This is a genomic window from Streptomyces sp. bgisy159 (assembly GCF_057707805.1).
In genome coordinates this window covers 66,282-91,077 of record NZ_JBYIQX010000001.1, presented here as the reverse complement: position 1 = coordinate 91,077, position 24,796 = coordinate 66,282, and the positions used below count along the sequence as shown (strand labels likewise).

23 protein-coding genes and 1 tRNA gene are annotated in these 24,796 nt (G+C 71.6%); 11 read left to right on the top strand and 13 right to left on the bottom strand.

The features are described 5' to 3' along the window. Nucleotide 1: 1 nt before the first annotated feature. Both AC3ET3_RS00455 and AC3ET3_RS00450 read right to left on the bottom strand, forming a co-directional pair. Nucleotides 2–73 (bottom strand) — tRNA-Ser (locus AC3ET3_RS00455). 50 nt (nucleotides 74–123) lie between these two features. Further along, nucleotides 124–1,068 (bottom strand): D-alanyl-D-alanine carboxypeptidase family protein, encoded by a 945-nt coding sequence (locus tag AC3ET3_RS00450; RefSeq protein ID WP_435611421.1) that lies wholly within the window; start codon nucleotides 1,066–1,068, stop codon nucleotides 124–126. 282 nt (nucleotides 1,069–1,350) lie between these two features. Between AC3ET3_RS00450 and AC3ET3_RS00445 the strand changes: the two genes are divergently transcribed. Together AC3ET3_RS00445 and AC3ET3_RS00440 are read left to right on the top strand one after the other, a co-directional pair. Further along, nucleotides 1,351–2,001, top strand: coding sequence for a GntR family transcriptional regulator (locus tag AC3ET3_RS00445; RefSeq protein WP_432133603.1), 651 nt, complete (start codon nucleotides 1,351–1,353; stop codon nucleotides 1,999–2,001). Beyond that, complete coding sequence (locus AC3ET3_RS00440) at nucleotides 1,998–3,302, top strand: MFS transporter (protein WP_432133604.1); 1,305 nt, start codon at nucleotides 1,998–2,000, stop codon at nucleotides 3,300–3,302. Before AC3ET3_RS00445 ends, AC3ET3_RS00440 begins: the two co-directional genes overlap by 4 nt. Before the next feature lie 464 nt (nucleotides 3,303–3,766). Here AC3ET3_RS00440 and AC3ET3_RS00435 read toward each other — a convergent pair whose 3' ends face one another. Next, entirely contained in the window at nucleotides 3,767–4,591 is an 825-nt protein-coding gene (locus AC3ET3_RS00435; RefSeq protein WP_432133605.1) for a maleylpyruvate isomerase family mycothiol-dependent enzyme, read from the bottom strand. 219 nt (nucleotides 4,592–4,810) lie between these two features. Here AC3ET3_RS00435 and AC3ET3_RS00430 point away from each other — a divergent pair, with 219 nt between their 5' ends. Beyond that, nucleotides 4,811–5,608 carry a carbon-nitrogen family hydrolase gene (locus tag AC3ET3_RS00430; RefSeq protein ID WP_432133606.1) on the top strand — a complete coding sequence of 266 codons (798 nt, stop codon included), beginning with the start codon at nucleotides 4,811–4,813 and terminating at the stop codon, nucleotides 5,606–5,608. 122 nt (nucleotides 5,609–5,730) lie between these two features. On the opposite strand, the gene AC3ET3_RS00425 is transcribed toward AC3ET3_RS00430, so the two are convergent. Beyond that, nucleotides 5,731–6,225, bottom strand: a complete 495-nt coding sequence (locus tag AC3ET3_RS00425; RefSeq protein WP_432133607.1) for an LURP-one-related/scramblase family protein — start codon at nucleotides 6,223–6,225, stop codon at nucleotides 5,731–5,733. Then, entirely contained in the window at nucleotides 6,222–7,226 is a 1,005-nt protein-coding gene (locus AC3ET3_RS00420; protein ID WP_435611420.1) for a helix-turn-helix domain-containing protein, read from the bottom strand. The genes AC3ET3_RS00425 and AC3ET3_RS00420 overlap by 4 nt, the downstream gene beginning before the upstream one ends. Before the next feature lie 52 nt (nucleotides 7,227–7,278). On the opposite strand from AC3ET3_RS00420, the gene AC3ET3_RS00415 reads away from it, so the two are divergent. Both AC3ET3_RS00415 and AC3ET3_RS00410 read left to right on the top strand, forming a co-directional pair. Further along, entirely contained in the window at nucleotides 7,279–7,671 is a 393-nt protein-coding gene (locus AC3ET3_RS00415; RefSeq protein ID WP_435611419.1) for a cupin domain-containing protein, read from the top strand. A 184-nt stretch (nucleotides 7,672–7,855) separates the two neighbouring features. Further along, on the top strand, nucleotides 7,856–7,996 hold the full coding sequence (locus tag AC3ET3_RS00410; protein WP_432133610.1) for a hypothetical protein: 141 nt from the start codon (nucleotides 7,856–7,858) through the stop codon (nucleotides 7,994–7,996). A gap of 178 nt (nucleotides 7,997–8,174) precedes the next feature. Here the strand turns inward: AC3ET3_RS00410 and AC3ET3_RS00405 are convergent, their stop codons facing one another. The 4 genes from AC3ET3_RS00405 to AC3ET3_RS00390 all read right to left on the bottom strand — a co-directional run bounded on the left by AC3ET3_RS00405 (nucleotide 8,175) and on the right by AC3ET3_RS00390 (nucleotide 12,688). Beyond that, nucleotides 8,175–8,423, bottom strand: coding sequence for a DUF6458 family protein (locus AC3ET3_RS00405; RefSeq protein ID WP_432133611.1), 249 nt, complete (start codon nucleotides 8,421–8,423; stop codon nucleotides 8,175–8,177). 65 nt (nucleotides 8,424–8,488) lie between these two features. Beyond that, nucleotides 8,489–9,787, bottom strand: coding sequence for a M18 family aminopeptidase (locus tag AC3ET3_RS00400; protein ID WP_432133612.1), 1,299 nt, complete (start codon nucleotides 9,785–9,787; stop codon nucleotides 8,489–8,491). 165 nt (nucleotides 9,788–9,952) lie between these two features. Continuing rightward, nucleotides 9,953–11,779 carry an acyl-CoA dehydrogenase gene (locus AC3ET3_RS00395; RefSeq protein WP_432133613.1) on the bottom strand — a complete coding sequence of 609 codons (1,827 nt, stop codon included), beginning with the start codon at nucleotides 11,777–11,779 and terminating at the stop codon, nucleotides 9,953–9,955. Between the two features lie 138 nt (nucleotides 11,780–11,917). Continuing rightward, complete coding sequence (locus AC3ET3_RS00390; RefSeq protein WP_435611418.1) at nucleotides 11,918–12,688, bottom strand: alpha/beta fold hydrolase; 771 nt, start codon at nucleotides 12,686–12,688, stop codon at nucleotides 11,918–11,920. A 121-nt stretch (nucleotides 12,689–12,809) separates the two neighbouring features. Between AC3ET3_RS00390 and AC3ET3_RS00385 the strand changes: the two genes are divergently transcribed. The 4 genes from AC3ET3_RS00385 to AC3ET3_RS00370 all read left to right on the top strand — a co-directional run bounded on the left by AC3ET3_RS00385 (nucleotide 12,810) and on the right by AC3ET3_RS00370 (nucleotide 16,881). Beyond that, nucleotides 12,810–13,274 (top strand): SseB family protein, encoded by a 465-nt coding sequence (locus AC3ET3_RS00385; RefSeq protein ID WP_432133615.1) that lies wholly within the window; start codon nucleotides 12,810–12,812, stop codon nucleotides 13,272–13,274. Between the two features lie 183 nt (nucleotides 13,275–13,457). After that, nucleotides 13,458–14,435, top strand: coding sequence for a pirin family protein (locus AC3ET3_RS00380; RefSeq protein ID WP_435611417.1), 978 nt, complete (start codon nucleotides 13,458–13,460; stop codon nucleotides 14,433–14,435). 248 nt (nucleotides 14,436–14,683) lie between these two features. Next, nucleotides 14,684–15,379, top strand: coding sequence for a response regulator transcription factor (locus tag AC3ET3_RS00375; RefSeq protein ID WP_432133617.1), 696 nt, complete (start codon nucleotides 14,684–14,686; stop codon nucleotides 15,377–15,379). Beyond that, nucleotides 15,367–16,881: a sensor histidine kinase gene (locus AC3ET3_RS00370; RefSeq protein ID WP_435611416.1), complete on the top strand. Its 1,515-nt coding sequence runs from the start codon at nucleotides 15,367–15,369 to the stop codon at nucleotides 16,879–16,881. Before AC3ET3_RS00375 ends, AC3ET3_RS00370 begins: the two co-directional genes overlap by 13 nt. A gap of 213 nt (nucleotides 16,882–17,094) precedes the next feature. On the opposite strand, the gene AC3ET3_RS00365 is transcribed toward AC3ET3_RS00370, so the two are convergent. After that, nucleotides 17,095–19,284, bottom strand: a complete 2,190-nt coding sequence (locus tag AC3ET3_RS00365; protein ID WP_432133619.1) for an ATP-binding SpoIIE family protein phosphatase — start codon at nucleotides 19,282–19,284, stop codon at nucleotides 17,095–17,097. A 226-nt stretch (nucleotides 19,285–19,510) separates the two neighbouring features. Here AC3ET3_RS00365 and aspS point away from each other — a divergent pair, with 226 nt between their 5' ends. After that, nucleotides 19,511–21,274: an aspartate--tRNA ligase gene (gene aspS / locus AC3ET3_RS00360; RefSeq protein WP_432133620.1), complete on the top strand. Its 1,764-nt coding sequence runs from the start codon at nucleotides 19,511–19,513 to the stop codon at nucleotides 21,272–21,274. 149 nt (nucleotides 21,275–21,423) lie between these two features. Next, nucleotides 21,424–22,392 carry an intradiol ring-cleavage dioxygenase gene (locus AC3ET3_RS00355; RefSeq protein WP_435611415.1) on the top strand — a complete coding sequence of 323 codons (969 nt, stop codon included), beginning with the start codon at nucleotides 21,424–21,426 and terminating at the stop codon, nucleotides 22,390–22,392. Between the two features lie 63 nt (nucleotides 22,393–22,455). Here AC3ET3_RS00355 and AC3ET3_RS00350 read toward each other — a convergent pair whose 3' ends face one another. The 3 genes from AC3ET3_RS00350 to AC3ET3_RS00340 form a co-directional block, all read right to left on the bottom strand. After that, on the bottom strand, nucleotides 22,456–23,079 hold the full coding sequence (locus AC3ET3_RS00350) for a Uma2 family endonuclease (RefSeq protein ID WP_435611414.1): 624 nt from the start codon (nucleotides 23,077–23,079) through the stop codon (nucleotides 22,456–22,458). A 47-nt stretch (nucleotides 23,080–23,126) separates the two neighbouring features. After that, nucleotides 23,127–24,005 (bottom strand): helix-turn-helix domain-containing protein, encoded by an 879-nt coding sequence (locus AC3ET3_RS00345; RefSeq protein ID WP_435611413.1) that lies wholly within the window; start codon nucleotides 24,003–24,005, stop codon nucleotides 23,127–23,129. 158 nt (nucleotides 24,006–24,163) lie between these two features. Beyond that, entirely contained in the window at nucleotides 24,164–24,709 is a 546-nt protein-coding gene (locus AC3ET3_RS00340; protein WP_432157186.1) for an ATP-binding protein, read from the bottom strand. Between the last annotated feature and the right edge of the window lie 87 nt (nucleotides 24,710–24,796).

Sequence of the window (24,796 nt, the reverse complement as noted above, 5' to 3'; positions counted from 1 at the left end):
GCCGACGTGGCGGGTGCCGCCCCCGCGCCCTCCGGGTCTCGAGCCCGGCGCTCTGCTGCTGAGCTACACGTCGATGGGAGTGACGCTAGAGGGCGAGGGGGAGCCGTACAAACGGATTTCCGATTACCGGTGGGTGGGGCGGACGAACCGCATGGTGCCCTGGGGCTGGCTGCTCCTGGCGAAGCCGTAGTCGAGGAGCTTGGTCGCGTCGGAGGTGCGGGTGGTGACGTTGGTCGAGGCCAGGACCGTGCCGATGATGGTCCTGCCGTTGCGGGTGGCAGCGAACACCAGGCAGTACTTGGCCTCGGTGCCCGAGCCGGTCTTCACACCGATGGTGCCGCTGTAGCTGCTCAGCAGCCCGTTGGTGTTGTACCAGGTCGCCATGGTGCGGGTGGAGCCGGTGCTGGTGGTGGTCCTCGCCGTGTACGACTTGGTCTTGACGATCGTGCGGAACGTCGAGTTCTTGAGCGCGTTGGCCGCCAGCTTCGTCAGGTCCTTCGCCGTGGAGTAGTTGGCGCCGTTGCTGATGCCGTCGAAGGAGTCGAAGTGGGTGTTGGTCATGCCCAGCGACCGGGCCGTGGTGTTCATCTTGGAGATGAAGCTCTTCACGCGCGCGTCCCGGGTCGTGCCGGTGCCGAACTTGTCGGCGAGCGCGTAGGCGGCGTCGCAGCCGGAGGGCAGCATCAGGCCGTACAGCAGCTGGCGGACGGTGACCTTGTCGCCCACGATCAGATGGGCGGACGAGGCGCCGCGCGACACGATGTAGTCGCTGTAGGCCTTCTGGATGGTGACCTTGGCGTCGAGGTTCAGATTCGACTGGGAGAGCACGACCTTGGCGGTCATGATCTTCGTCGTCGAGCCGGTCGGCAGTTTGGTGTCGGCTCCCTTGGCGTACAGCTGGGAGCTGTTGGAGCCGTTCATCACATAGCCCGCCTGGGCGGCGATCGTCGGCGCGGCGACGGCCTGGGCGGGTGCCGCGGTGACGGCGCCGGCCGTGAGCACCGCGCCGGTGGTGACGGCGACGGCGGCGGCTCGGCGAACCCGGACGCCCTGAATGGCAGTTATCAACAGAGTTACCCCGATTGCGTCGTAGTCCCCTGATGCGCGGCGGAGTTGGGGAAGCTGGTCGTGCCGCACGTGTGAGACACGTAACTAGCACAGATGGTTGTGCGGCCGCCGGGGCACTTCGGAAAAGCGTCGGCCGCGCAGGGGGTTGAGGCGGAGGTTGGGGCGGGGGCCGGGTCCGTGCCGAGACCGGGCCCCGGGCCGGGGCCCGGTCCAGGTCCCGGGCCAGGTCCGGATGGTGGACGCGCATCTCTCCTGCGTGCGTGTTGTATCTATCCTGTCGCCATGACCATGGCCGTGAAGCAACCTCCCGCAGCCGACCGCGTCTACACCCACGTCAAGCAGGGCGTCCTCGGCCGCCGCTACGAGGGCGGCACCCTCCTCACCGAGGGCGAGCTGGCCGAGGCCGTCGGGGTGTCGCGGACGCCCGTGCGCGAGGCGCTGCTGCGCCTGGAGGCCGAGGGGCTGATCAGGCTCTACCCGAAGAAGGGCGCCCTGGTCCTGCCGGTCTCCGCGCAGGAGATCGCGGATGTCGTCGAGACCCGGCTGCTGGTGGAGGAGCACGCGGCCCGCAAGGCGGTGCCCGCCCCGCCCGGCCTGATCGACCGCCTGGAGGAGCTGCTGGCCCGGCAGAAGCGGGAGGCCGCCGCGGGCGACCTGGCCGCGGCCGCCGTCACCGACCGCTGTTTCCACGCCGAGATCGTCCGCAGCGGCGGCAACGAGATCCTCTCCCGCCTCTACGACCAGCTGCGCGACCGCCAGCTGCGCATGGGTGTCGCGGTCATGCACTCCCACCCCGACCGCGTCGCCAAGACGCTGGGCGAGCACGAGGAGATCCTCGAAGCCCTGCGCGAGGGGGACGCGCAGGGCGCCGTCGACCTCGTCCACCGGCACATCGGCTGGTTCTCCCACCTGGCACGCGGTGAGGTCCGGTGAGCCCCGCTCGCGGTACCACCCTTCCGGGTGACCCTCCGGGCGGCCGACGCGCCGTCGCCGTGTGGTGCATCGGCGTCTCGGTGTACTTCGTCGCGGTCATCTTCCGCACGTCGCTGGGCGTGGCCGGTCTCGACGCCGCCGACCGCTTCCACGTGAACGCCTCCGCCCTGTCGACGTTCTCGATCCTGCAGCTGCTGGTCTACGCGGGCATGCAGATACCCGTCGGCCTCCTGGTGGACCGGCTCGGCACCAAGCGGGTGCTGACCATCGGCGTCGTGCTGTTCACGGCCGGGCAGCTCGGCTTCGCGCTGTCCCCGTCCTACGGCACGGCGCTCGCCTCGCGCGCGCTGCTGGGCTGCGGCGACGCGATGACGTTCATCAGCGTGCTGCGGCTGGGCACCCGCTGGTTCCCGGCCCGGCGCGGGCCGCTGGTGGCGCAGCTGGCCGGCCTGGCGGGCATGGCGGGCAACCTGGTCTCCACCCTCGTCCTGGCCCGGCTGCTGCACGGCGTGGGCTGGACGCAGGCCTTCGCGGGCAGCGCGGGCGCCGGTGTGGTGGTCCTCGTGCTGCTCCTGCTGTTCCTGAAGGACCACCCGGAGGGCTTCGAACCGGAGCCCTCCGCGCACCGGGGCGCCGCCTACGTGCGCCGGCAGATCGCCGCTTCCTGGCGGGAGCCGGGGACCCGGCTCGGCCTGTGGGTGCACTTCACCACGCAGTTCCCGGCCATGGTGTTCCTGCTGCTGTGGGGTCTGCCGTTCCTCGTGGAGGCCCAGGGGCTGACCCGGGCCACGGCCGGTGAGCTGCTCACCCTCGTCGTGCTGTCCAACATGGTGATCGGCCTGGTCTACGGCCAGATCGTCGCCCGGCACCACGGCGCGCGGCTCCCGCTGGCCCTGGGCACGGTCGGCGCGACGGCCCTGCTGTGGGCGGCCACGCTGGCCTACCCGGGGCAGCACGCGCCGATGTGGCTGCTGATCACGCTGTGCGCGGTGCTCGGCGCGTGCGGCCCGGCATCGATGATCGGCTTCGACTTCGCCCGCCCGGCGAACCCGCCGGAGCGTCAGGGCACCGCCTCCGGGATCACCAACATGGGTGGATTCGTGGCGTCGATGACGACGCTGCTCGCGGTCGGCGTGCTGCTGGACGCGACCGGCGACAACTACTCGGCCGCCTTCTCGGCGGTGTTCGTGCTGCAGGCGCTGGGAATCGGCCAGATCCTGCGCCTGCGCGGGCGGGCGGCCCGCCGCGAGCGGGAACGGCTGGTCGCCAGCCGGGTGGAAACCGTGCACGTGCCGGCGTGAGCCGGGGGCCGGGCGCGTGAACCGAGAGCCGGGAGCCGGGAGCCGGGCGCGTGACGCCGGGCGCGACCCGACTGCGCGCACCGGAGTCGGCCCGCCGCGAGCGGCCCACCCGGACCGGCCGGGCACCGGCTTGGTCGGGGCCGCGCCCCGGCGGCCTGGGCAGGGACGCGTGACGGAGCGCGCGGGCCGGCTGATCGCGGTGCGCAGCGGGCGCGCGCGGTCGGGGCGGGCGGCGCGCCCGGCTCCGCTGGGCGCCGCGCTCACCCGGGCGGGCACGGCCCCGTGGCGAGCGGGGCCGCGGGGACGCCCACCGGTTCGGTGCCGACGCTTACCGGCTCGGTCCGCACGTCCGCGGAGGCTCGCACGTCCGCGGAGGCTCGCGCGGGCGCATACCGGTCCGCGCGGGGTGCACACCGGCTCCGGTGGAGTGAGGTGGGGTGAGGCGTCCCGCCTCACCCGTCCCGCTACTTGGTCACCGTGAAGTTGTGCAGGATCGCCGCCGTCAGCTCCGGGTCGCCCTCCGCCTTGATGCGGTCGGCGGCGGACTCCGGGCTCACGCGGCCGCAGGCCAGCCGTACGTACGTCTCCCAGTCGAGGGCGAAGGAGGCGGCCGGCCCGAGGGCGGGGGCGGTCTCCACCGTGCCCCGGCCCTGGATGTCCACGCGCACGGTGCGCAGGAACTCGATCGGTCCGTTCACGTCGAAGACGATCGCCGAGCTGCGCGGCGCGTCGGACTTCTCCGCGACGACGGTGGGCAGTTCGTCGAGGAGCACGTCGCGGGCGATGTGCGCGCCGGGTGAGTCCAGGTTGCCGGGGACGCCGAGAGCGGCGCGCAGATCCTGCTCGTGCACCCAGATGTTGAAGGCGTGCGCGCGCATGGACTCCTCCAGGGTCAGCTCGGTGCCGAGCGGCCCCCGTACCGTCGCGCCGGGTGCGCGCGTCTCGTTCCGCAGCTGCCGGTTGCGGCGGATGATCGTGTACTCCAGCTCGGCCGTCATCTCCGGTGCGGTGTGGTGACGGCGGACGTCGACCTGTATCTCCATGTAGCGCTGGAGGTCGTTGGTGACGTGGTACAGGTCGCGCGGCAGGGAGTGGATGGGGCGCGGGTCGCCGTACATCTCGCAGTCCAGCCCGATGACATGAGACACGATGTCGCGCACCGACCAGCCGGGGCACGGCGTCCGGCGGTTCCAGTCCGCCTCCGCCAGGGGCTGCACCAGCTCGGATATCGCTTCGATGGAGTGGGTCCAGGCGTCGGCGTAGGGCTGGAGGGTGGGATGCAGACTCACGGAACGGGACCCCTCGGCGGTCGGTACACGGGCGGGTGATGGCGGCGTTGCCAGCGGGAGGTGGCTGCACTCGGCGGGTGTCTCGGACCCCCCGGGTTCTCGGCTGCGCTCGAACACGGGGGAGCCCCAAAGTTACGCTGCTGTGAGGCACCCCGGCAGTGCTTTCGTGTGACGATCGTAGGCCGGTACGGACGATTCCCATGCCAGGACGGTGGTAGTGTGCGCGCCTCGCTGATCCAGATCGCTGTAGACGAGGGCGAATCGGTCGCTTCGCGGCGCCTTCGCGTCGCCTCACTGGTCCGCGCGCAGGCGGGCGTCGCCGACCTCGTGGTGCTGCCGGAGCTGTGGACCACGGGGGCCTTCGCCTACGAGGGTTTCGAGCGCGAGGCCGAGCCGCTCGACGGCCCGACGTACGAACTGATGGCCAAGGCGGCGAGCGACGCGGGCGTGTGGCTGCACGCCGGGTCGATCCCCGAGCGCGACCCCGGGGGTTCCCTCTACAACACGTCTCTGGTCCTCTCCCCCTCGGGTGATCTGGCCGCCGCCTACCGCAAGATCCACCGCTTCGGTTTCGATCAGGGTGAGGCGGTGTTGATGGGAGCCGGGCGTGATCTGGTGACGGCCCGTCTGCCCTGGACGACCCTTGGTGTGGCCACGTGCTACGACCTCCGCTTCCCCGAACTCTTCCGCGGTCTCGTCGACGCCGGCGCCGAGACCCTGGTGATTCCGGCGGGCTGGCCGGAGCGCCGCCGGGCGCACTGGACGCTGCTGGCTCAGGCGCGGGCGGTGGAGAACCAGGCGTTCGTGCTCGCCTGTGGAACGGCCGGCACACACGCGGGAGTTCCACAGGCCGGTCACTCGATCGTGGTGGATCCGTGGGGCGAGGTGCTGGCGCAGGCGGGGCCGGACGAAGAGGTCCTCACCGTGGACTTCGACCCGGCGAAGGTCCGGGCCACCCGGGAGCAGTTCCCGGCCCTGAAGGACCGGGTCCTGGGCCTGCAGCCACCACGCCACTGACGTTCCGGTCCCGCACGGCGGTTCGGGGCGGTGGTTCGGGGGCGGCCGGCACGGCGGTTCGGGCGGTGGCTCGTACGGCGGCTGGGGCGGCCCACCGAGGGACCCCCGTCCGGCGCCCCGCCTCAGTCGTCCTCGCGTTCCTTCTCCGCGAGGTGGATCACGCATACCGCCACCGCGATCAGCAGGGCGGGATCCGTGTCGTCGCGGACCACGTCGACGCCGTAGGTGTCGCGGATGTGGAGCCAGCGGCGGGAGATCACGGCGAGCAGTTCCCCGTCGTACTCGACGGCGAACTCGCGGTCGGCGATCTTGCCGCTGACGTCGAGTTCGGTGCCGTCGACCAGGGTCACCCGGTAGTGGTTGCGCAGCAGGGAGAGGCGTTTGCGGCGGATGCGGGCGAGGGGCTCCTCCTCGCGCTCGATGAGCATCGTGTCGCGCAGGGCGAACATCTTCTGGCGGATCTCGATCAGGACCCGCCCACGGGCGTCCTTCAGCTCGAAGGTGTCCCGCAGCCGCATCGCCTTGCCGTCGACGAGGAAGACCTTGTCGCCGCGGTCGTCCTCGATCCAGTAGTCGTCGCCGAAGCCCAGGATCCGGTCGCGTACGAGGAATCTCATGCGGTGACCGGTTCCCCGTCGCCGCCTCCGAAACGCCGCCGGTAGGCCGACGGGCTGAGCCCGGTCTCGCGCCGCACGAGTGTGCGCAGGTTGGCGGCCGTGCCCAGGCCGCTCCTGGCGGCCACCACGTCCAGCCGTTCCTCCCCGCGCTCGATCAGCCGGCAGGCGAGCGCCACCCGTTCGCCGGTCAGCCAGGCGAGCGGCGTGGTTCCCAGCTGGGAGCGGAACCGCCGGTGGAGGGTGGCCGGTGAGACCGCCGCGCGGGCCGCCAGGCCGGCCACCGTGAGCGGCTCGCCCAGCCGCTCCTGCGCCCAGGCGAGCAGGGGCGCGAGCGACTCGTCGCGGATCTCGGGCACCGGCCGTTCCACGAACTGGCGCTGTCCGCCGTCGCGGTGCGCGGCGAAGACGAGGCGGCGGGACACGGCGTTGGCGACCTCGGCGCCGTGGTCCTGCCGGATGACGTGCAGCCCGAGGTCGAGCGCGGCGGCGCTGCCCGCCGCGGTGAGGATGCCGTCGCCCGCGTCGACGAACAGCACGTCCGGTTCGAGCCGCACCTCGGGGTGCAGTGCGCGGAAGGCGTCGGCCCACATCCAGTGCGTGGTGGCCCGGCGCCCGTCCAGCAGCCCGGCCTCGGCGAGGGCGAAGGTGCCCGTGCAGAAGCTCAGCAGGCGTGCCCCGCGCGCGTGGGTGCGGCGGATGGCGTCCAGGACGTCGGTGCCGCGCGGTACGACGTTGTCCGGCCGGCCCGGCACCACGAGGGTGTCGGCGGTGTCCACGGCGTCCAGTCCGGCGGTGCCGGTCATCGTGAAGAAGCCGTGGTTCATGCGCACCGCGCGCGTGGGCGTGCACAGCGCCACTTCGTACAGCGGCCCCGGGGTCCCCAGCTCGGGCCGGGGCAGGCCGAACAGTTCGGTGGCGACGCCGACCTCGAACGGGTTGATGCCCTCGTCGACGATCACGGCGACCCTGTGCGGGCGGTGCTGAGAGGATCCTTGCGGCATATGCGATTCCTAGCACTCGCCGGGCGGTCCGCCAACCCGCAGGATGACCGGCATGAGCCACGAACCCGTCTCCCTGCCCGCCGCCCTGGCCTCCTTCGCCCAGCGCTGGAGCCCTCGCATCGTCACCACCGTCAACGACTACGACGTGCGCGTCGCCAAGGCCGAGGGCGAGCACCTGTGGCACGTCCACGACGACACCGACGAGTTCTTCCTCGTCCTCGACGGCGAGCTGCACATCGCCCTGCGGGAGGCCGCGGGAGAGCGCACGGTCGTCCTCCCGAAGGGTTCCGTCTTCACCGTCCCCCGAGGCACCGAGCACAAGCCGTACGCGCCCGTGCCGACCGAGATCCTGCTCCTCGAACCCACCGGCACCTCCACGGTCGGCGACCGCCACGAAGAGGTCCCGGCGCACGTGGACGCGACGACGGGCCATGCGCTGACCTGACTGGCGGCGCCGGACGGCACCTCAAGCTGCTCGCGTCGGGCCCGGGCGGTTGCTGCCGGCCCGAGCGGCTCCCGGCGGGCGAGGGCTGCCTCTGTCGGGCGAGGGCGCGGACACCGCGCTCTCCCGCGCTTCCGCACGCCGCGGCCGGCCCCAGTGGCGCCCGGGGGGCCCGCCCGTGTCGGTGATGGCCGCGTCCCGCGACGACGGCCCCGCCGCCGCCTACCCCGCCTGCCCTGTGCAGCAGCAGGGCCGGGGCGTACCGGTCGGCGTCACCGAGGGCGGCGCGGACCGGCTGTCACCGGTGCCGGCGGGCACGGACGGCTGAGCCGACCCGGCCCGCCGACGGGTCCGCTGTGGAATCCGGCCAAGGGGTCCACCGCAGGCCCGGCCGCCCCGACGGGTCCGCCGTGGTCCCGCCGCTGTAGCCCCGCCGACAGGTCCGCCGCCGCAGGTACGGCCCACGGGTCGCCGCAGGTCCGCAGGACGGTGTAGCCGACGGTCGGTCACAGCCCGTACCCGTCGCGGTATCCGTCGTGGTGGTGGTGCGGTTCCTCGGTCACGACCGGGGTCGTCGGCGGCATCACCACCCGCCTGCGCCGGTAGATGCTGCTGAACGTCGCGGTGCCGATCAGGCCGACGATCATCAGAATGACGCCGACCAGCTGGAGGTTGACCGCCTCCACGTGCCAGTCGGTCGCGAAGGTGAGGATGGCTCCTCCGGCGATGAGGATGATGCATCCGCCGAGGCCCATGGGTGTTCGCCTCCCTGTCCGGTCCGGTGGTTCCGGTCGCGGACGGGTACCCCGGGCCGCGCGAACTACCCCTGCAGGAAGGCCATGAGCGCGTTGGCCAGCAGGAACGGGTCGTCCGCGCCGCAGAGTTCGCGGGCGCTGTGCATGGAGAGGATGGCGACGCCGATGTCGACGGTGCGGATGCCGTGGCGGGCGGCGGTGATGGGCCCGATGGTGGTGCCGCAGGGCATCGCGTTGTTGGAGACGAAGGACTGGAAGGGCACCCCGGCCTTCTCGCACGCGGCGGCGAACACCGCGCGGCCCGAACCGTCGGTGGCGTAGCGGTTGTTGACGTTGACCTTGAGGATCGGCCCGCCGTTGACGCGCGGGTGGTGCGTCGGGTCGTGCCGTTCCGCGTAGTTGGGGTGGACGGCGTGGCCGGTGTCCGACGACAGGCAGACGGTGCCCGCGAAGGCGCGTGCCCGGTCTTCGAAGGAGCCGCCGCGCGCGAACACCGAGCGCTCCAGGACCGTGCCGAGCAGCGGGCCGTCGGCACCGGTGTCCGACTGGGATCCGTTCTCCTCGTGGTCGAAGGCGGCGAGCACCGGGATGAACGGCAGGTCGCCGTCGGCGCCGGCCACGGCGGCCAGGGCGGCGGTGGCGGAGTGCACGGACAGCAGGTTGTCCATGCGCGGCCCGGCCAGCAGTTCCCGGTCGCGGCCCAGGTAGGCGGGCGGTTCCACGGAGTGGGTCATCAGGTCCCAGCCGGCGACCTCGCCGGCCGGCAGCCCGGCCTCCTGCTCCAGGAAGGCGATCAGGTCTCCGTCGCGCACGCTGTCGCCGAGTCCCCACACCGGCTGCAGGTGCCGCTGCTTGTCGAGCTTGAGACCCTCCGCGGACACCGAACGGTCCAGGTGGATGGCGAGTTGGGGGACGCGCAGCAGGGGGCGGTCGACGTTGACCAGCCGGGTCGAGCCGTCGCGCAGGGTCAGCCGGCCGGCCAGGCCCAGGTCGCGGTCGAGCCAGGAGTTCAGCAGGGGCCCGCCGTAGATCTCCACGGCGATCTGGCGCCAGCCGTGCGCTCCGGTGTCGGGCAGCGGCTTGACGCGCAGGTTCGGGGAGTCGGTGTGGGCGCCGACGATGCGGAACGGCGTGTGGGGGGCGGCGCCTTCGGGGACGTACCAGGCCACGATCGCGCCCCCGCGGAGCACGTACCGGCCGCCGCTCGTCCCGTCCCAGGCGTCGGTCTCGGCGACCTGCCGGAAGCCGGCCTTCTCCAGCCGTTCGGCCGCGGTGGCCACGGCGTGGTACGGCGACGGGCCGGCCGCCAGGAAGGACATCAGGTCGTCTGTGTGGCCGCGGTCGAATCGGGAGGGTGCGCTCATGGGTTCACCTTAACGACGGGCGGGTTCACCGCGCCGACGCCCGAAGGCCACCGACGCCTGTCTCCGGCGCTCACCGGGGCAGGCCGGGGCAGGCCGGGGCTCGTGCGCGGCGAGGGCCCGCTCCCCTCATCAGGAGCGGGCCCTCGGCGAGCGGGCACGGGCCGACTAGAACGCGGCCTCGTCCAGCTCCATGAGGTCCAGCTCGACGCCCTGCGCGACCTTGCGGGCCAGCGTGACGCCGGGCAGCACGCTGCCCGCGAAGAACTTGGCCGCGGCGATCTTGCCGGTGTAGAAGGCCTTGTCCTTGCCGGACGCCGTCTCCAGCTTCTCGGCGGCGATGGCGGCACCCTTGAGCAGCAGGTAGCCGACGATCACGTCACCGGAGGCCATCAGCAGGCGGGTGGTGTTCAGGCCCACCTTGTAGATGTTCTTGACGTCCTGCTCGGTGGCCGCGAGGTCGGTGAGCATCAGACCGACGATGGCCTCCAGCTCGACGGCCGCCTTGGCGAGGTGCTCGCGGGCGCCGGCCAGCTCCTCGCCGCCGGTGCCGAGGGCGAGGAACTTCTTGATGTCCTCGGCCAGCGAGTTCAGCGCCGCGCCCTGGTTGCGGACGATCTTCCGGAAGAAGAAGTCCTGGCCCTGGATGGCGGTGGTGCCCTCGTAGAGGGTGTCGATCTTGGAGTCCCGGATGTACTGCTCGATCGGGTACTCCTGCAGGAAGCCGGAGCCGCCGAAGGTCTGCAGCGACTGGGCGAGCTGCTCGTAGCCCTTCTCGGAGCCGTAGCCCTTGACGATCGGCAGGAGCAGGTCGTTCAGGGCGTGCTCGGACTTGGCGTCCTCGCCGGCGGCCTCCTTGAGCGCGATCGCGTCCTGGACGGAGGCGGTGTAGAGGACGAGGGCGCGCATGCCCTCCGCGTACGCCTTCTGCGTCATCAGCGAGCGGCGCACGTCGGGGTGGTGGGTGATGGTGACCTTGGGCGCGGTCTTGTCCATGAAGTTCGCCAGGTCGGGGCCCTGGACGCGCTCCTTGGCGTACTCCAGGGCGTTGAGGTAGCCCGTGGAGAGGGTGGAGATCGCCTTCGTGCCGACCATCATGCGGGCGAACTCGATGATGCGGAACATCTGGCGGATGCCGTCGTGCCTGTCGCCGATCAGCCAGCCCTTGGCGGGGTTCTGGTCGCCGAAGGTCATCTCGCAGGTGTTGGAGGCCTTCAGCCCCATCTTGTGCTCGACGTTGGTGGCGTAGACGCCGTTGCGCTCGCCCAGCTCGCCGGTCTCGAAGTCGAAGAGGTACTTCGGGACCATGAAGAGGGACAGGCCCTTGGTGCCGGGGCCGGCGCCCTCGGGGCGGGCCAGCACGTAGTGGAGGATGTTCTCCGACATGTCGTGCTCACCGGAGGTGATGAACCGCTTCACGCCCTCGATGTGCCAGGAGCCGTCCTCCTGCTGGACCGCCTTGGTGCGGCCGGCGCCGACGTCCGAGCCGGCGTCCGGCTCGGTGAGGACCATGGTGGAGCCCCACTGCTTGTCGACGGCGATCTTGGCGATCTTCTTCTGGACGTCGTTGCCCTCGTCGAAGAGGATGCCGGCGAAGGCCGGGCCGGAGGAGTACATCCACACGGCCGGGTTGGCGCCCAGGATCAGCTCCGCGTACGCCCAGATCAGCGACGGGGGAGCGGTGGTGCCGCCGATCTCCTCGGGCAGGCCCAGGCGCCAGTACTCGGAGTCCATGAAGGCCTGGTAGCTCTTCTTGAAGGACGCCGGGACGGGCGCGGTGTTGGTCTCGGGGTCGAAGACCGGCGGGTTGCGGTCGGCGTCGACGAAGGACTCGGCCAGCTCGTTCTCCGAGAGGCGGGTCAGCTCCTCCAGGATGCTCTTGGCGGTCTCCGTGTCCATCTCCTCGAACGGGCCGCTGCCGTACAGCTTGTCGCGGCCGAGTACTTCGAAGAGGTTGAACTCGATGTCGCGGAGATTCGACTTGTAGTGCCCCATGGCGACGGCTCCCGGCTCCGTAGAGAGATCGGCGAGGCACTGGATCCTCGCGCTAGTTCACGTACCAACAAGTAGCTCCGATGATGCTACCCGTCGGTAATAAGTCGCAACCCCTACTCGGCCAAGTGTGAGGAGGGTCTATTCGGCGCCGGGCCGAGCAACCCGAGCCGTCGTCGAGAACTCGCTGATCAGTGCCCCCCATTCGGCGGGGCACTCGACGAAGGGCAGGTGCCCGCCGGGCACCTCCACCAGCCGCGCGCCCGGGATGCCCGCCGCCACCGCCCGGTGCAGCCGTGGCGGTACCAGGCCGTCGTCCACCGGGGAGACCACCAGCGCCGGTACGTCGATGCGGTCCAGGTCGGCCCGTACGTCCGCGCGGATCACCAGGTCCACGTGGTCGGCGGCGCCCTCCGGGGCCGTCGCCCCCGTCTCCTTCGCGGCGGCCTCCAGCTCGTGCGGGGTCATCGCGTCCAGCGCGGCCGGGCTCAGGCAGCGCGCCAGCAGGAACCGGCCGAGGGTGTCCGGGTCGCCGGTGCCGCACAGTGCCTGCCACACGCGCGCGTTCAGCCGCAGTTCCGCGTCGGCGTGGGCGAAGGGGGCGGTCAGTACCAGGGCGGTCACCCGGTCCGGGTGGCGGGTGGCCAGCCGGACCGCCACCGGTGCGCCCAGTGAGTACCCCGACACCGCGAACCGGTCCAGCCCCGCCGCGTCGGCGGCGGCCACGAGTCCGTCGGCCAGCGCGTCCAGTTCGAGCGGGCGGTCGCTGCGCGGCGTTCCGCCGGTGCCCGGGTAGTCGGCGCCGACGACCGTGCGGTCGGCCGTCAGCGTGTCCATCACCGGCCCGTAGTTGGCCGCCACGGACCCTCCCGCGCCGTGGGCCAGCACCAGGCCGCCGTTCGCGTCGGACATGCGCAACCTCCCGAGATATCTGTATCGATCGCTCGATAAAAACTACCCGCTTTCTCTATCGACCGCTACATAAATCGGCGACGCCCCTGCGGCGGCCCTCGCCTCGGTAGGCTTCGGCCTCATGTACGGCTATGACCAGAACGTGGGGGCCCAGCAGCAGTACGCCCAGCCCCAGCAGCCGATGGGCGGCGGGTACGGGCAGCAGCCGCCGCTGTACCCCGAGCCGTCGCCTCCGTCGCTCGCCGACGCGGTGCGGGCGTTCACCACCGGGCAGATGCCCGCCGAGGACTTCCAGCAGATCTTCGCCACCTCGAAGGTCTACTGCCCGCGCGGTGACACCCCCGGCTTCCTGGCGCTGCACAACACCCAGCAGCCGGTGATCCCCATGTTCACCTCGCTGAAGGAACTGCGACGGTACGCGGGCAAGGAGTCCAAGTACTTCGTCATCACCGGTGCCGAGGTGATCGACCTCCTGCCCACCGGCTACGGCTTCGTCCTCGACATGGAGGGCGAGCACCGGATGGTCTTCGACGCCAAGGCGGTCGAGCAGATGGTGGACTTCGCGATGCGGCGCATGTACGGCTAGCCGGATGTACGCCTGGTAATCGGATGTGCGCCCGGCCGCATGTACGGCGAGGCGGCCGGCCGCTCGGCGTGGCGGGCCGCTCGGTGGTGCGGAGCCCGGAGGGAATGCCCTCCGGGCTTCTGTCGTTGGGGGTGACAGGAAGTTCAACGCTCAACTAAAGTGGGCGTACAAGGAGGAACCGACATGCCTGCAGTGACCGTCGAGAACCCGTTGACGCTGCCCCGTGTGACCGCTCCCGCCGACGCGGCGGCCCGTCCCGTGCTCGGCGTCACCACCGCGCCGAGCGGATTCGAGGGCGAGGGCTTCCCGGTGCGCCGGGCGTTCGCGGGGATCCACTACCGCCACCTCGACCCGTTCATCATGATGGACCAGATGGGAGAGGTGGACTACGCGCCGGGCGAGCCGAAGGGCACCCCCTGGCACCCCCACCGCGGCTTCGAGACCGTCACCTACATCATCGACGGGATCTTCGACCACCAGGACTCCAACGGTGGCGGCGGAACCATCACCAACGGCGACACCCAGTGGATGACGGCGGGCTCGGGCCTGCTGCACATCGAGGCGCCCCCGGAGCACCTGGTCATGTCCGGCGGCCTCTTCCACGGCCTGCAGCTGTGGGTGAACCTCCCGGCCAGGGACAAGATGATGGCCCCCCGGTACCAGGACATCCGCGGCGGTCAGGTCCAGCTGCTCACCTCCCCCGACGGCGGCGCGCTGATGCGCGTCATCGCGGGTGAGCTGGACGGGCACGCCGGCCCCGGCATCACGCACACCCCGATCAGCATGATCCACGCGACGCTGGCGCCGGGCGCGGAGATCACCCTGCCCTGGCGGGAGGACTTCAACGCCCTCGCGTACGTCCTCGCGGGCCGGGGAAGTGTCGGCGCCGAGCGCCGTCCGATCCACCTGGGCCAGACCGCCGTGTTCGGCGCCGGGTCCTCGCTGACCGTCCGCGCGGACGAGAAGCAGGACTCCCACACGCCGGACCTGGAGGTCGTCCTCCTCGGCGGACAGCCGATCCGGGAGCCCATGGTCCACTACGGCCCGTTCGTCATGAACACCAAGGACGAGCTCATGCAGGCGTTCGAGGACTTCCAGAAGGGGCGTCTGGGGACCATCCCGGCCGTGCACGGGATGACCGAGGCGGGTCCGGAGGTCTGAGCCCCCGCGCCGTCGGCTCCGGTGAACCCCCGCTCCCTTGGGAGCGGGGGTTTTCGGTTGGGTGGAGCGGGCGTTTTCGGTCTTCCGGACCGCGCTGATTGATTGAAGTTTGCAGTAACCCGGACGTACTCGCCGGTACATGCCAGGATGCCCGGACAGGCGGCGGACTGAGGCGCAGACCGTTCCGGACCAGCAGACCGTTCGTACGGATCCGTGAGGAAGCGTACGTGTTCGTAAGGAACAGGACATTGACCACCCCTGTCTCCCCGTACCTGCTCGTCGTGGACGACGACGTGGGTGTGCGCTCGATGCTGACCATGGCGCTGGACCTCCTGGAGTTCGAGGTGAAGAGCGCGGCCACGGGGCGGCAGGCGCTGCAGTCCGTCTCCCGGCGCGTCCCCGACCTGCTGATCCTCGACGTCGGGCTCCCTGACATGGACGGGTTCGAGGTCTGCCGGCTGCTGCGGGAGCGGGGCATGACCATGCCGGTGCTGTTCCTGACCGCCCGCTCGGGGCTCGACGACCGGGTGCGCGGACTCGATCTGGGCGGCGACGACTTCATCACCAAGCCGTTCGAGCTGAAGGAGATCGTGGCGCGCGTCCGGGCGTTCCTGCGGCGCTACCACGGCAGCGAACGGAACGCGTCCGGGCGCCGGCTCGTCGCCGGGGACATCCGGCTGGACGCCGACAGCCACCAGGTGTGGGCGTCCGAGACGCCGGTGCATCTGACCAGCACCGAGTTCACACTGCTGCGGTACCTGATGGAGAACGCGGGGCGGGTAGTGACGCGCGCGCAGATCCAGGAGCGGGTCTGGAACCACGCGGCGGACTGCTCGGGCAGCGTCGACACGTACATCTACTATCTGCGCCGCAAACTGGGCGACCAGGACCAGTCGCTGATCCGTACCGTGCGGGGGGTGGGTTACCTGCTGTGCGTGGACTGACGGAGGCCAGGGCACCCGGCGGGACGCCGGGCGGGCGGGACCGGCGTGCCTCCCGGGTCGTCGTGTACTGCGTGGTCGCCACGCTGCTCGGGCTGAGCGGTCTCCTGACGGTATCCGCCGGTCTGCTCGGCCGGTCCGTCGCCGCACGGGCCGACCGGGAGATCGAGCGGCTGCGCGGAGTGCCGCTGACCGCCGCGCCGTACGCGAGCGCCGTGCCCCTGGACCCGGCGTGGACGGCACTGGTCGTCGACCGGCGGGGCCGGGTCGTGCAGCGCCGCACCGGCTCCCCGGACCTGCCGCCCTTTCCCCGGCTCACGGCCGACCGGCTCGACGCCTACGCCGGCCGCGTCCATCCGGTGACCGTCGGGTCGTCGGGCGAGTACCGGGCGCTGGTGGTGCGCGACCCCGGGCAGGGCGGCTACCGCATCATCGCCCGCGCCACGGCTGACACCCGGCGGACCGTGAACCGGCTGGTCCGCCTTCAGCTGGCGGTCGGCGGCGTCCTGCTCACGGCGGTCATGGCCGGGGCCTGGGGGGTGCACCGGTGGGAGGTGAGGGACCGGCGGGAGCGCGAGCGGCAACTGCGCGAGTTCCTGGCCACGGCCGGGCACGAACTGCGCAACCAGCTCACGACCATCGCGGGATACACCCAGATCGCCGCGGGCGGCACCGAAGCCGGGGGCGAGAAGGAAGCGGAAGAGGACGCACAGGCCGGAGCCGGAGCCGGGGCCGCAGTGGGCGCGGGGGCAGGTGGGGCCGGAGTGGAAGTCGGGGCACCTGCGGCCGGAGCGGCGACCCTGGGCGGGGCTGGAACACGGGCCGGGGCCGGAGCACAGGCCGAAACCGGAGCACAGGCCGGTGCCGGTGCCGGAGCGGAGGCCGTGGGCGAGGCCGACGGTGCCGGAGGTCCGGTCCGGGCGGGGGGACGGACGCGGCGGCTCCCGGTGCGGGACGGTGCGCTGCGACGGGCCGGGACCGAGATCCGGCGGATGACCTCCCTCATCGACGAACTGGTCCTGCTGTCCCGGCTCGACCTGGGGCAGCCCCTGCAATGGCAGCGGATCGATCTGGCCCGGCTGTGCCGGGACGTGTGCGGCGCGGAGCGCGACTGCCACCCGGAGCAGCCGATTCGGCTGCTCATCGGCCCGGGTGAGCACACCGTCCACGGCGATCCGGAGCGGCTGCGCCAGGCCGTCGCGAATCTCCTGGCCAACGCCCGTCTGCACACCCCGCCCGGTACGACCACCACGCTCGGGCTGGGCACGGAGGACGGAAACCGGGTCATCGAGGTCGTGGACGACGGCCCCGGCGTGCCGGCGGAACTACGGGAGCGCATCTTCGACCGCTTCGTCCGGGGCGAGGGGACCACGGTCGCCGGCAGCGGGCTGGGGCTCGGTGTCGTCAGGGCCGTCGCCGCCGCGCACGGGGGCACGGCGACGCTCCAGCCGCAGCCGCACGGCCGTGGCGCCTGGTTCCGCATCCGTCTTCCGGCGGCTTCCTGACCACATGGCTCGCAGGAGCCCGCACGCCGAAGGGTCAGATCGTGGCCCGCGACCCCGCGGTGAACAGCGGCGACCGCTGCTGAGACGCGCGGACCCGCGGGGACGGGACGGCAGGCTGGCTCGGACCCGTGAGGACGGCTGACCCGGACCCGCGGGGCCTGCGTGGCGGTCTCATGGACCGACGCCGACGGCGCGCGGGCCCTCGTGAGCGGCCTACCCGGATTCGCGGACGGATTCGCGGACGGGTTCGCGCACGGGCTCCCGGACGGACTCGTGGACGGCCTCGCGGATCTCGAACCAGATGCTCTTGCCCTCGCCGCGCGGCGCGACCCCCCACGCGTCCGCCAGCAGTTCGATCAGGACGAGGCCGCGGCCCGACGACGCCATCTCTCCGGGGCGCCGTTTGTGGGGCAGGTCGTCGCTGGTGTCGGTGACCTCCACCCGCAGCCGGCGCCCGCCGGACCCGTTCCCCACCTCGGCGACCAGCAGCGCGTCGGCGTCCGTGTGCACCAGGACGTTGGTCAGCATCTCCGAGACCAGCAGGACCGCCGAGTCGCGCTGGTCCTCGGACGTCCAGTCGTGCAGCAGCTCGCGCAGATGCTGGCGGGCCTCGGCGATCCGCTCCGGTTCCGCCTGCGCGATCGTGAGCATCGTCCGCCGTGTCGCCGGCCGCGCGGGCACGGCGTCCAGCCCGCCGCCCGGCCCCGGCCGGCACAGCAGCAGGACGGCGATGTCGTCCTCGCGGCGGTCGGTGAGCTTGCCGGTCGTGTGGTGCGAGGAGGGCCCGTGCACCCCCTGGACGAGGGCGTCGGCCAGACCCTCCAGGTCCCCCTGGTGCTCCTCCATGATCTTCCGGATCCGCCGCCAGCCGCTGTCCAGGTCGTGCCCGCCCGTCTCCAGCAACCCGTCCGTGCACAGCATCAGGGCCTCGCCCGTGTCCAGCAGCAGCCGGGTGGTCGGGTAGTCGGAGTCGGGGTCGATCCCCAGGGGCAGTCCGCCCGCGGTGGCCCGCACCATGACCGTGCCGTCCACCATGCGGATCGTCGGGTCCATGTGCCCGGCCCGGGCGGCCTCCAGCACCCCCGTCGCCGGATCGACCTCGATGTACAGACAGGTCGCGAAGCGCAGATCGGACAGTTCGTCGTCCGAATGGGTGATGTCGTGGAAGAAGCGGGAGGCGCGGGAGAGGACCGCGTCGGGGCGGTGGCCCTCCGAGGCGTACGCCCGCAGCGCGATCCGCAGTTGCCCCATCAGACCCGCCGCCCGCACGTCATGCCCCTGCACGTCCCCGATGACCAGCGCGAACCGCCCCCTGGGCAGCGGGATCATGTCGTACCAGTCGCCGCCCACCTGCAAGCCGCCGCCGGTGGGTATGTAGCGGGCGGTCAGGGTCATGCCCGGTATCTCCGGGCCGAGCGTCGGCAGCATCGAGCGCTGCAGTCCGTCCGTCAGCTCGCGCTGGGTCTCGGCCACGCCCGCCCGGGTCAGCGCCTGTGCGAGCATCCGGGCGACCGTGGTCAGCACCGAGCGCTCGTCCGGGGTGAACGCCACCGGGTACGTGAAGGCCGCCATCCAGGCGCCCATGGTGCGCCCGGCCACCGTCAGCGGCAGGAACGCCCAGGAGCGCCGGCCGAACTGCTGGGCCAGCGGCCAGGTCAGCGGGTAGCGCTCGCGGTACTGCTCGGGGGAGGACAGGTAGACCGCCCGTCCCGAGCGCACCACCTCGGCCGCGGGATAGTCCGTGTCCAGGGACATGTAGGAGAACGGGCCGTCGTCGCCGGGCCGCTGCCCGTGGTGACCGATGATCGTCAGCCGGTCGCCCTCCACGCCGAAGACCGCCAGCCCGTCCGGCGAGAACCCCGGCATCGACAGTCCGGCCGCGACCCGCAGCACCTCCTCGGTGGAGCGTGCCTCGGCCAGCGCCCGGCCCGCGTCCAGCAGGAACGCCTCCCGGGAGCGCCGCCAGTCGCCGGTGACCGCGCTGCGGGCGGCCGGGGTGCCCGGCGAGGGTTCGGTGACCTCCTGGATGGTCCCGATCAGCTCGTACGCCTTCTTCACCGGGTCGAAGGACGGCTTGGACCGGCTGCGGACCACCCGGACCACCCGTCCTCGGTCGTCCATGACCCGGATCCGCACTTCGGCGAGCGTGCCCTCGGCGACGGCGAGCTGGACCACCCCGGTGATCTCGTTCCAGTCGACCGGGTGCAGCCGGGCCCGGGTCTGTGCCTCGGTCAGGACGGTCTCCTCGGCGGGCAGCCCGAGCAGGCGGGCCGCCTCGGCGTCGACGGTGACCAGGCCGGTGGCCGTGGACCAGTGCCACAGTCCGGTCGCGAGGGAGGCGAGGACCTCTCCCACGGCGGGCAGGGGGTTTCCCGCCGCGGGCAGGGGCTCACCAGTGCGCATTGCCCCACTTTAAGAAGACCCGTTCGAAAGCCGCCACCGAAGCCATCGCCGGGGCCACCGCCGGAGCCACCGCCGAGCCGCCACCGAAGCACCCACCGAAGCCACCGCCGTACCCGCCGTCGATCGTCGGCGGGTAATGGGGGGAGGCGGTCTCCGGCCGCCCGGTACGCTGGGGGTTGTTTCACGTGAAACGTGCCCCCGATCCGCGAAGGCTGGATGAACGACGATGCATCGGTACAGGTCCCACACCTGCGGCGAGCTCCGCGCCTCTGACGTCGGTACCGACGTCCGGCTGAGTGGCTGGCTGCACAATCGGCGCGACCTGGGCGGCATCCTCTTCATCGATCTGCGCGACCACTACGGCATCACGCAGCTCGTCGCCCGTCCCGGCACGCCGGCCTACGAGGCACTGGACAAGGTCTCCAAGGAGTCCACCGTCCGGGTCGACGGCAAGGTCGTCTCCCGAGGCGCCGAGAACGTCAACCCCGAGCTGCCCACCGGCGAGATCGAGGTCGAGGTGGGCGAGGTCGAGCTGCTCGGCGCGGCCGCCCCGCTGCCGTTCACGATCAACGCCGAGGACGGGGTCAACGAGGAGCGGCGCCTGGAGTACCGCTTCCTGGACCTGCGCCGCGAGCGCATGCACAAGAACATCATGCTGCGTACGGCCGTCATCTCGGCCATCCGCCACAAGATGACCGCGCTCGGCTTCAACGAAATGGCGACGCCGATCCTGTCCGCGACCTCCCCCGAGGGCGCCCGTGACTTCGTCGTCCCGTCCCGTCTGAACCCGGGCAAGTTCTACGCCCTCCCGCAGGCGCCGCAGCAGTTCAAGCAGCTGCTGATGATCTCCGGCTTCGACCGTTACTTCCAGATCGCCCCCTGCTTCCGCGACGAGGACGCCCGCGCGGACCGCTCGCCGGGCGAGTTCTACCAGCTCGACATCGAGATGTCCTTCGTCGAGCAGGAGGACGTCTTCCAGCCGGTCGAGAAGCTGATGACCGAGCTGTTCGAGGAGTTCGGGCGCGGCCGTCACGTGACGTCCCCCTTCCCGCGGATCCCGTTCCGCGAGGCGATGCTGAAGTACGGCTCCGACAAGCCGGACCTGCGCGCCCAGCTGGAGCTGGTGGACATCACCGATGTCTTCGAGGGCTCGGAGTTCAAGGCGTTCGCCGGCAAGCACGTCCGGGCGCTGCCCGTACCGGCCGTCCAGGACCAGCCGCGCAAGTTCTTCGACCAGCTCGGCGAGTTCGCGATCTCGCTCGGCGCGAAGGGCCTGGCCTGGGTGCGGGTGGCCGAGGACGGCTCGCTCACCGGCCCGATCGCCAAGTTCCTCACCGAGGAGAACGTCGCCGAACTGACCAAGCGCCTCTCCCTGGCCGCCGGCCACGCGGTGTTCTTCGGCGCGGGCGAGTTCGACGAGGTCTCCAAGATCATGGGCGCGGTCCGCGTCGAGGCCGCCAAGCGGGCCGGCCACTTCGAGGAGGACGTCTTCCGCTTCTGCTGGATCGTCGACTTCCCGATGTACGAGAAGGACGAGGACACCGGCGCCATCGACTTCTCGCACAACCCCTTCTCCATGCCGCAGGGCGGCCTGGAGGCCCTGGAGACCCAGGACCCGCTGGACATCCTGGGCTGGCAGTACGACATCGTCTGCAACGGCGTCGAGCTGTCCTCCGGAGCGATCCGGAACCACGAGCCCGAGATCATGCTGAAGGCCTTCGAGATCGCGGGCTACGACCGGGAGACCGTCGAGGACAAGTTCGCGGGCATGCTGCGCGCGTTCCGCTTCGGCGCTCCGCCGCACGGCGGCATCGCCCCCGGTGTCGACCGCATCGTCATGCTGCTGGCCGACGAGCCCAACATCCGCGAGACCATCGCCTTCCCGCTCAACGGCAACGCCCAGGACCTGATGATGGGCGCCCCGACCGAGCTGGACGAGGCGCGGCTGAAGGAGCTGCACCTGTCGGTGCGCAAGCCGCAGCCGAAGTAGTAGTCCACGTCCACCGCGGTGGTGCACTGAACAGGACCTGCCGAAGGGGGCCGGAAACCGACGTCGGTTTCCGGCCCCCTTCGCGGTGCTCGGGAAAGCACAGCTCGCGCCCATCGCCGTGACAGCGGGGCTGCCTAGCGTCCTCGTCCATGACGGGAACTCCTGCACACAAGAAGAGCGTCACGCGACGCAAGGTCGTAGTGGCGGGCGGCGCGGCCGTGGCCGCGGTGGGCGTGGGCGGCGCGCTGGCGATGAGCGCGTCGGCCGACGAGACGGCGGACACGGCGACGGGCACCGGGTCGTCGACCGGCACCGGCTCGGCGGCAGCGGCCGGTACGGGTGCCGAGGCCTGTTACCGGCTCACCTCGGAGACCACCGAGGGCCCCTACTACATCGACGCGGACAAGATCCGCCAGGACATCACGGAGGGCAAGGAGGGCATACCCCTCACCCTCCAGCTCAAGGTCGTCGACGCGGAGACCTGCGAACCGGTCGCGAACGCGGCCGTCGACGTCTGGCACTGCGACGCGCTGGGCGACTACTCGGGCTACGAGAGCCTCTCGCAGGGCGGCGGAGGAGCCGGCGGCGGTGGCACCCCGCCCACGGGTGCCCCCACCGGCACCCCCACCGACCTGCCGTCCGGCGCGCCTCCCACCGGCGAGCCGCCGACCGGGGGCGGGGGCGGGGGCGGCGGGGGGCACGAGGAGCCCACCAGCGACACCCGCTACCTGCGCGGCACCTGGAAGACCGACAAACAGGGCCGGGTCACCTTCACGACCGTCTTCCCGGGCTGGTACCAGGGCCGCTGCGTCCACATCCACACCAAGGTCCACGTGGGCGGCGAGTGGACCGACACCGGGTACGAGGGCGGCCACACCTGCCACACCGGGCAGTTCTTCTTCGCCGAGGAGGCCGTGCTGCTCACCGAGGACGTGGCCCCCTACTCCACCAGCACCACCACACGCACCAAGCTCACCGAGGACACCATCTACGACCAGAGCGGCACCACGGGCGGGCTGCTCAAGCTGAAGTACAACAAGAACAAGATCTCCAAGGGGGTCGTCGCCTTGATCACCATGGGCGTCGACCCGGACGAGACCCACGACGGCACCGGCTGACCGGGCCGGTGGGCCGACGCCGCCGGTCCGGCGGAAGAACCGCCGGGTCGGCAGCGGGCGTCCTCAAGTAGCGCTTCGGTCCGGTTCGTCGTCCTTGCTCCGGTAGCGCGGCAGGTTCTCCGTCGAGATCGTCCAGTCGCCGATGGTGACGTCCTCGCCGTAGACGAAGTCCTTGCGGGTGGCGTAGCGCGGCCCGTCGGGCGTGGGGTGGATGTCGGTGAGGATGGCGCCGGTGCCGGTGCGGGGGTCGAAGACGGCGTAGACGGGAATGCCCATCAGGGGGTAATCGCGCATCTTCGTGACCCAGTCGTTGTCCGGGTTGGAGCGGGAGACGACCTCGACGGCGGCGATGAGACTGCGGGGATCGAAGGAGTCCGGGACGTCCATGTCCTCCATGGTGATCACCATGACGTCGGGGCGGCGCAGGAGCCCCTCGGCCTTGTCCTCGACGTCCGGCTCGCCCGTGTGAGCCACGATCTCCTCCGGCATCACCTTCTCGAGTCGCCTCCGCAGATGCACAGTGGTCAGCTCGTGCGGGCCGACGGGCGACATCATGTCGTGGACGATCCCTTCCTTGGTGATCTCGAACTTGCCGGGAAGGGTGTCGTCCGCGGACTGAACGAAGTCCCGCATGGCCTGATAGCGGTGAGAGGCACCCTGTCGCGCGCTGTCCGGTGCGATGGTCATGGCGCTCGCTCCTCGTCTGCCGTGCCCAGGGGCAAGGATCGTCGCTCTCATGCTAGGCGGCGCTCCCCCGAGGAGCCGGACCGGCAGTTCCGGCACCTGCCCGGTCGAGGCGCGCGGAAGGCGTGGTCGCAGCCGTCGCAGTTCTGGAGGGGGTGGCGGGGTTCGGGGGCCGGTGGGGCCGGGGGCCGGAACGGCGGCGGGGGCGGTAGCTGGGCGGCCAGGCGGTGGGCGAGGAAGGCGGCCGGGCGGATCAGGGGTTCGTCCGGCAGGCCGTCGGTCAGGGCGTGGCGTACGGCGGTGGGGGCCAGGTCGCGTTCCAGCCAGGCGGCGACGCCCGGGGCGAGGTGTTCGGCGTCGGTGGCGGAGAGGAGGAGGCGGGGGTCGTGACGGCGGAGGCCGGAGAGGACGTCCAAGGCGGTCTGGAGGAGGGCGGGGGCGGGGAACGCGGGCTGGGGTACGGCGGGGAGCCGCTTGCGCGGCGCGGGCCGGTCGGGGGTCGTGCGCCGGGTGGCGGACCTGGGGGCGGCCGTCTCGCGGGCGGCGCCGTGGCCGGGCCGGTTGCAGGACACCGTGCGGGTGATGATCCGGCCGGTGGAGGTGCGCTCGCGGCTGCGGCGCAGGTAGCCGTGGCTCTCCAGCTCCCGCAGGGCGGCGGCGATGCGGGTGGGGCCCTCGGGGAAGCGGGCGGCGAGGGTCTTGATGTCCACGGCGGTGCCCGGTCGGACCGACTGGATGTGGCAGGCCAGTCCGATGGCGAGCAGGGACAGCTCCGGGTGCTGCGTCAGGTCGTTGCCGATCACCGTGAAGTTCTCGGTGTGGCGGACGTGGTCGTGGACGACGCCGGCGGTCCGGCGCCCGTCGGGGTGGTTTTTGCCCGCGATACGGGACCGGGCGCGCGAGGGCGCGCTAGGGTTTTCGGTGTCCATCGGGAAGCCCTACTTCCTCGGTGGTCAGGCCCTCGCACTGGGATGCCAGTCCCGGCGAGGGCCGTCGCATGTCTGGGGTGGTTCGGGGTTGTTCGCGTGCTGCTGCCGCTGAGCGTAAGGCAGGCAACCGGGCCCGAATCCAGCTCAGTCGGGCATATTCACTCGCGGGAGTGAGTTTGCCCGGCGGGAGGGAGGGGTGGGGCTTGGTGGGGTTCTTTGTCCCCGGTGGGTAGTGCATAGGGAGCGCAGGGCGGACCGTGGTGTGGGCCGTCGGGTGCCGGTGACTCGCCTGACGGGAGCATGAGTTCGGCCCATACCGTCTTACGGGGTGGCAGGCCGTGAGTGACTCCCCAGCGGTCGGCCAGGGCGGCCACGAGGGTCAGGCCGCGGCCGGAACCGGCGGCCGGGTCGGCGGGGTGGCGCTGTGGGAGCCGGTCACCGCGCGTGTCCGTCACCTCGATACGGAGGGTCCGGCCGACCACGTAGAGCAGGAGCTGGAAGTTCCGGCCGGGGACCCGGCCGTGGGCTGCGGCGTTGTTCGCGAGTTCGGCGACCAGGAGCTGCGCCGGATCCAACGGGATGCCCCAGGTGCCGAGTTGTTCCACGGCGAGCAGGCGGGCGAGCCGGGCGCCCCGGGGGGTGGGGGACAGCAGGACGCTGAAGTTACGGACGGGACCGCCGGGTTGGGGGAGTTTCGGATTCACGTCACTCAGCGTGGCCGGATGTGCCTACCGTGGGGAGTGACGCCATCGTTGCGTACGGTGACTGTCCGTCGCTTGTCCGGTGGTGTC

Coding starts and splice junctions, on each gene's coding strand:
- AC3ET3_RS00345 (WP_435611413.1), bottom strand. CDS start 24,005: ATGGACACCGAAAACCCTAGCGCGCCCTCGCGCGCCCGGTCCCGTATC.
- AC3ET3_RS00420 (WP_435611420.1), bottom strand. CDS start 7,226: ATGCCGCAAGGATCCTCTCAGCACCGCCCGCACAGGGTCGCCGTGATC.
- AC3ET3_RS00425 (WP_432133607.1), bottom strand. CDS start 6,225: ATGAGATTCCTCGTACGCGACCGGATCCTGGGCTTCGGCGACGACTAC.
- AC3ET3_RS00410 (WP_432133610.1), top strand. CDS start 7,856: ATGGCCGCGTCCCGCGACGACGGCCCCGCCGCCGCCTACCCCGCCTGC.
- AC3ET3_RS00445 (WP_432133603.1), top strand. CDS start 1,351: ATGACCATGGCCGTGAAGCAACCTCCCGCAGCCGACCGCGTCTACACC.
- AC3ET3_RS00385 (WP_432133615.1), top strand. CDS start 12,810: ATGTACGGCTATGACCAGAACGTGGGGGCCCAGCAGCAGTACGCCCAG.
- AC3ET3_RS00365 (WP_432133619.1), bottom strand. CDS start 19,284: ATGCGCACTGGTGAGCCCCTGCCCGCGGCGGGAAACCCCCTGCCCGCC.
- AC3ET3_RS00380 (WP_435611417.1), top strand. CDS start 13,458: ATGCCTGCAGTGACCGTCGAGAACCCGTTGACGCTGCCCCGTGTGACC.
- AC3ET3_RS00415 (WP_435611419.1), top strand. CDS start 7,279: ATGAGCCACGAACCCGTCTCCCTGCCCGCCGCCCTGGCCTCCTTCGCC.
- AC3ET3_RS00405 (WP_432133611.1), bottom strand. CDS start 8,423: ATGGGCCTCGGCGGATGCATCATCCTCATCGCCGGAGGAGCCATCCTC.
- AC3ET3_RS00400 (WP_432133612.1), bottom strand. CDS start 9,787: ATGAGCGCACCCTCCCGATTCGACCGCGGCCACACAGACGACCTGATG.
- AC3ET3_RS00350 (WP_435611414.1), bottom strand. CDS start 23,079: ATGACCATCGCACCGGACAGCGCGCGACAGGGTGCCTCTCACCGCTAT.
- aspS (WP_432133620.1), top strand. CDS start 19,511: ATGCATCGGTACAGGTCCCACACCTGCGGCGAGCTCCGCGCCTCTGAC.
- AC3ET3_RS00395 (WP_432133613.1), bottom strand. CDS start 11,779: ATGGGGCACTACAAGTCGAATCTCCGCGACATCGAGTTCAACCTCTTC.
- AC3ET3_RS00390 (WP_435611418.1), bottom strand. CDS start 12,688: ATGTCCGACGCGAACGGCGGCCTGGTGCTGGCCCACGGCGCGGGAGGG.
- AC3ET3_RS00355 (WP_435611415.1), top strand. CDS start 21,424: ATGACGGGAACTCCTGCACACAAGAAGAGCGTCACGCGACGCAAGGTC.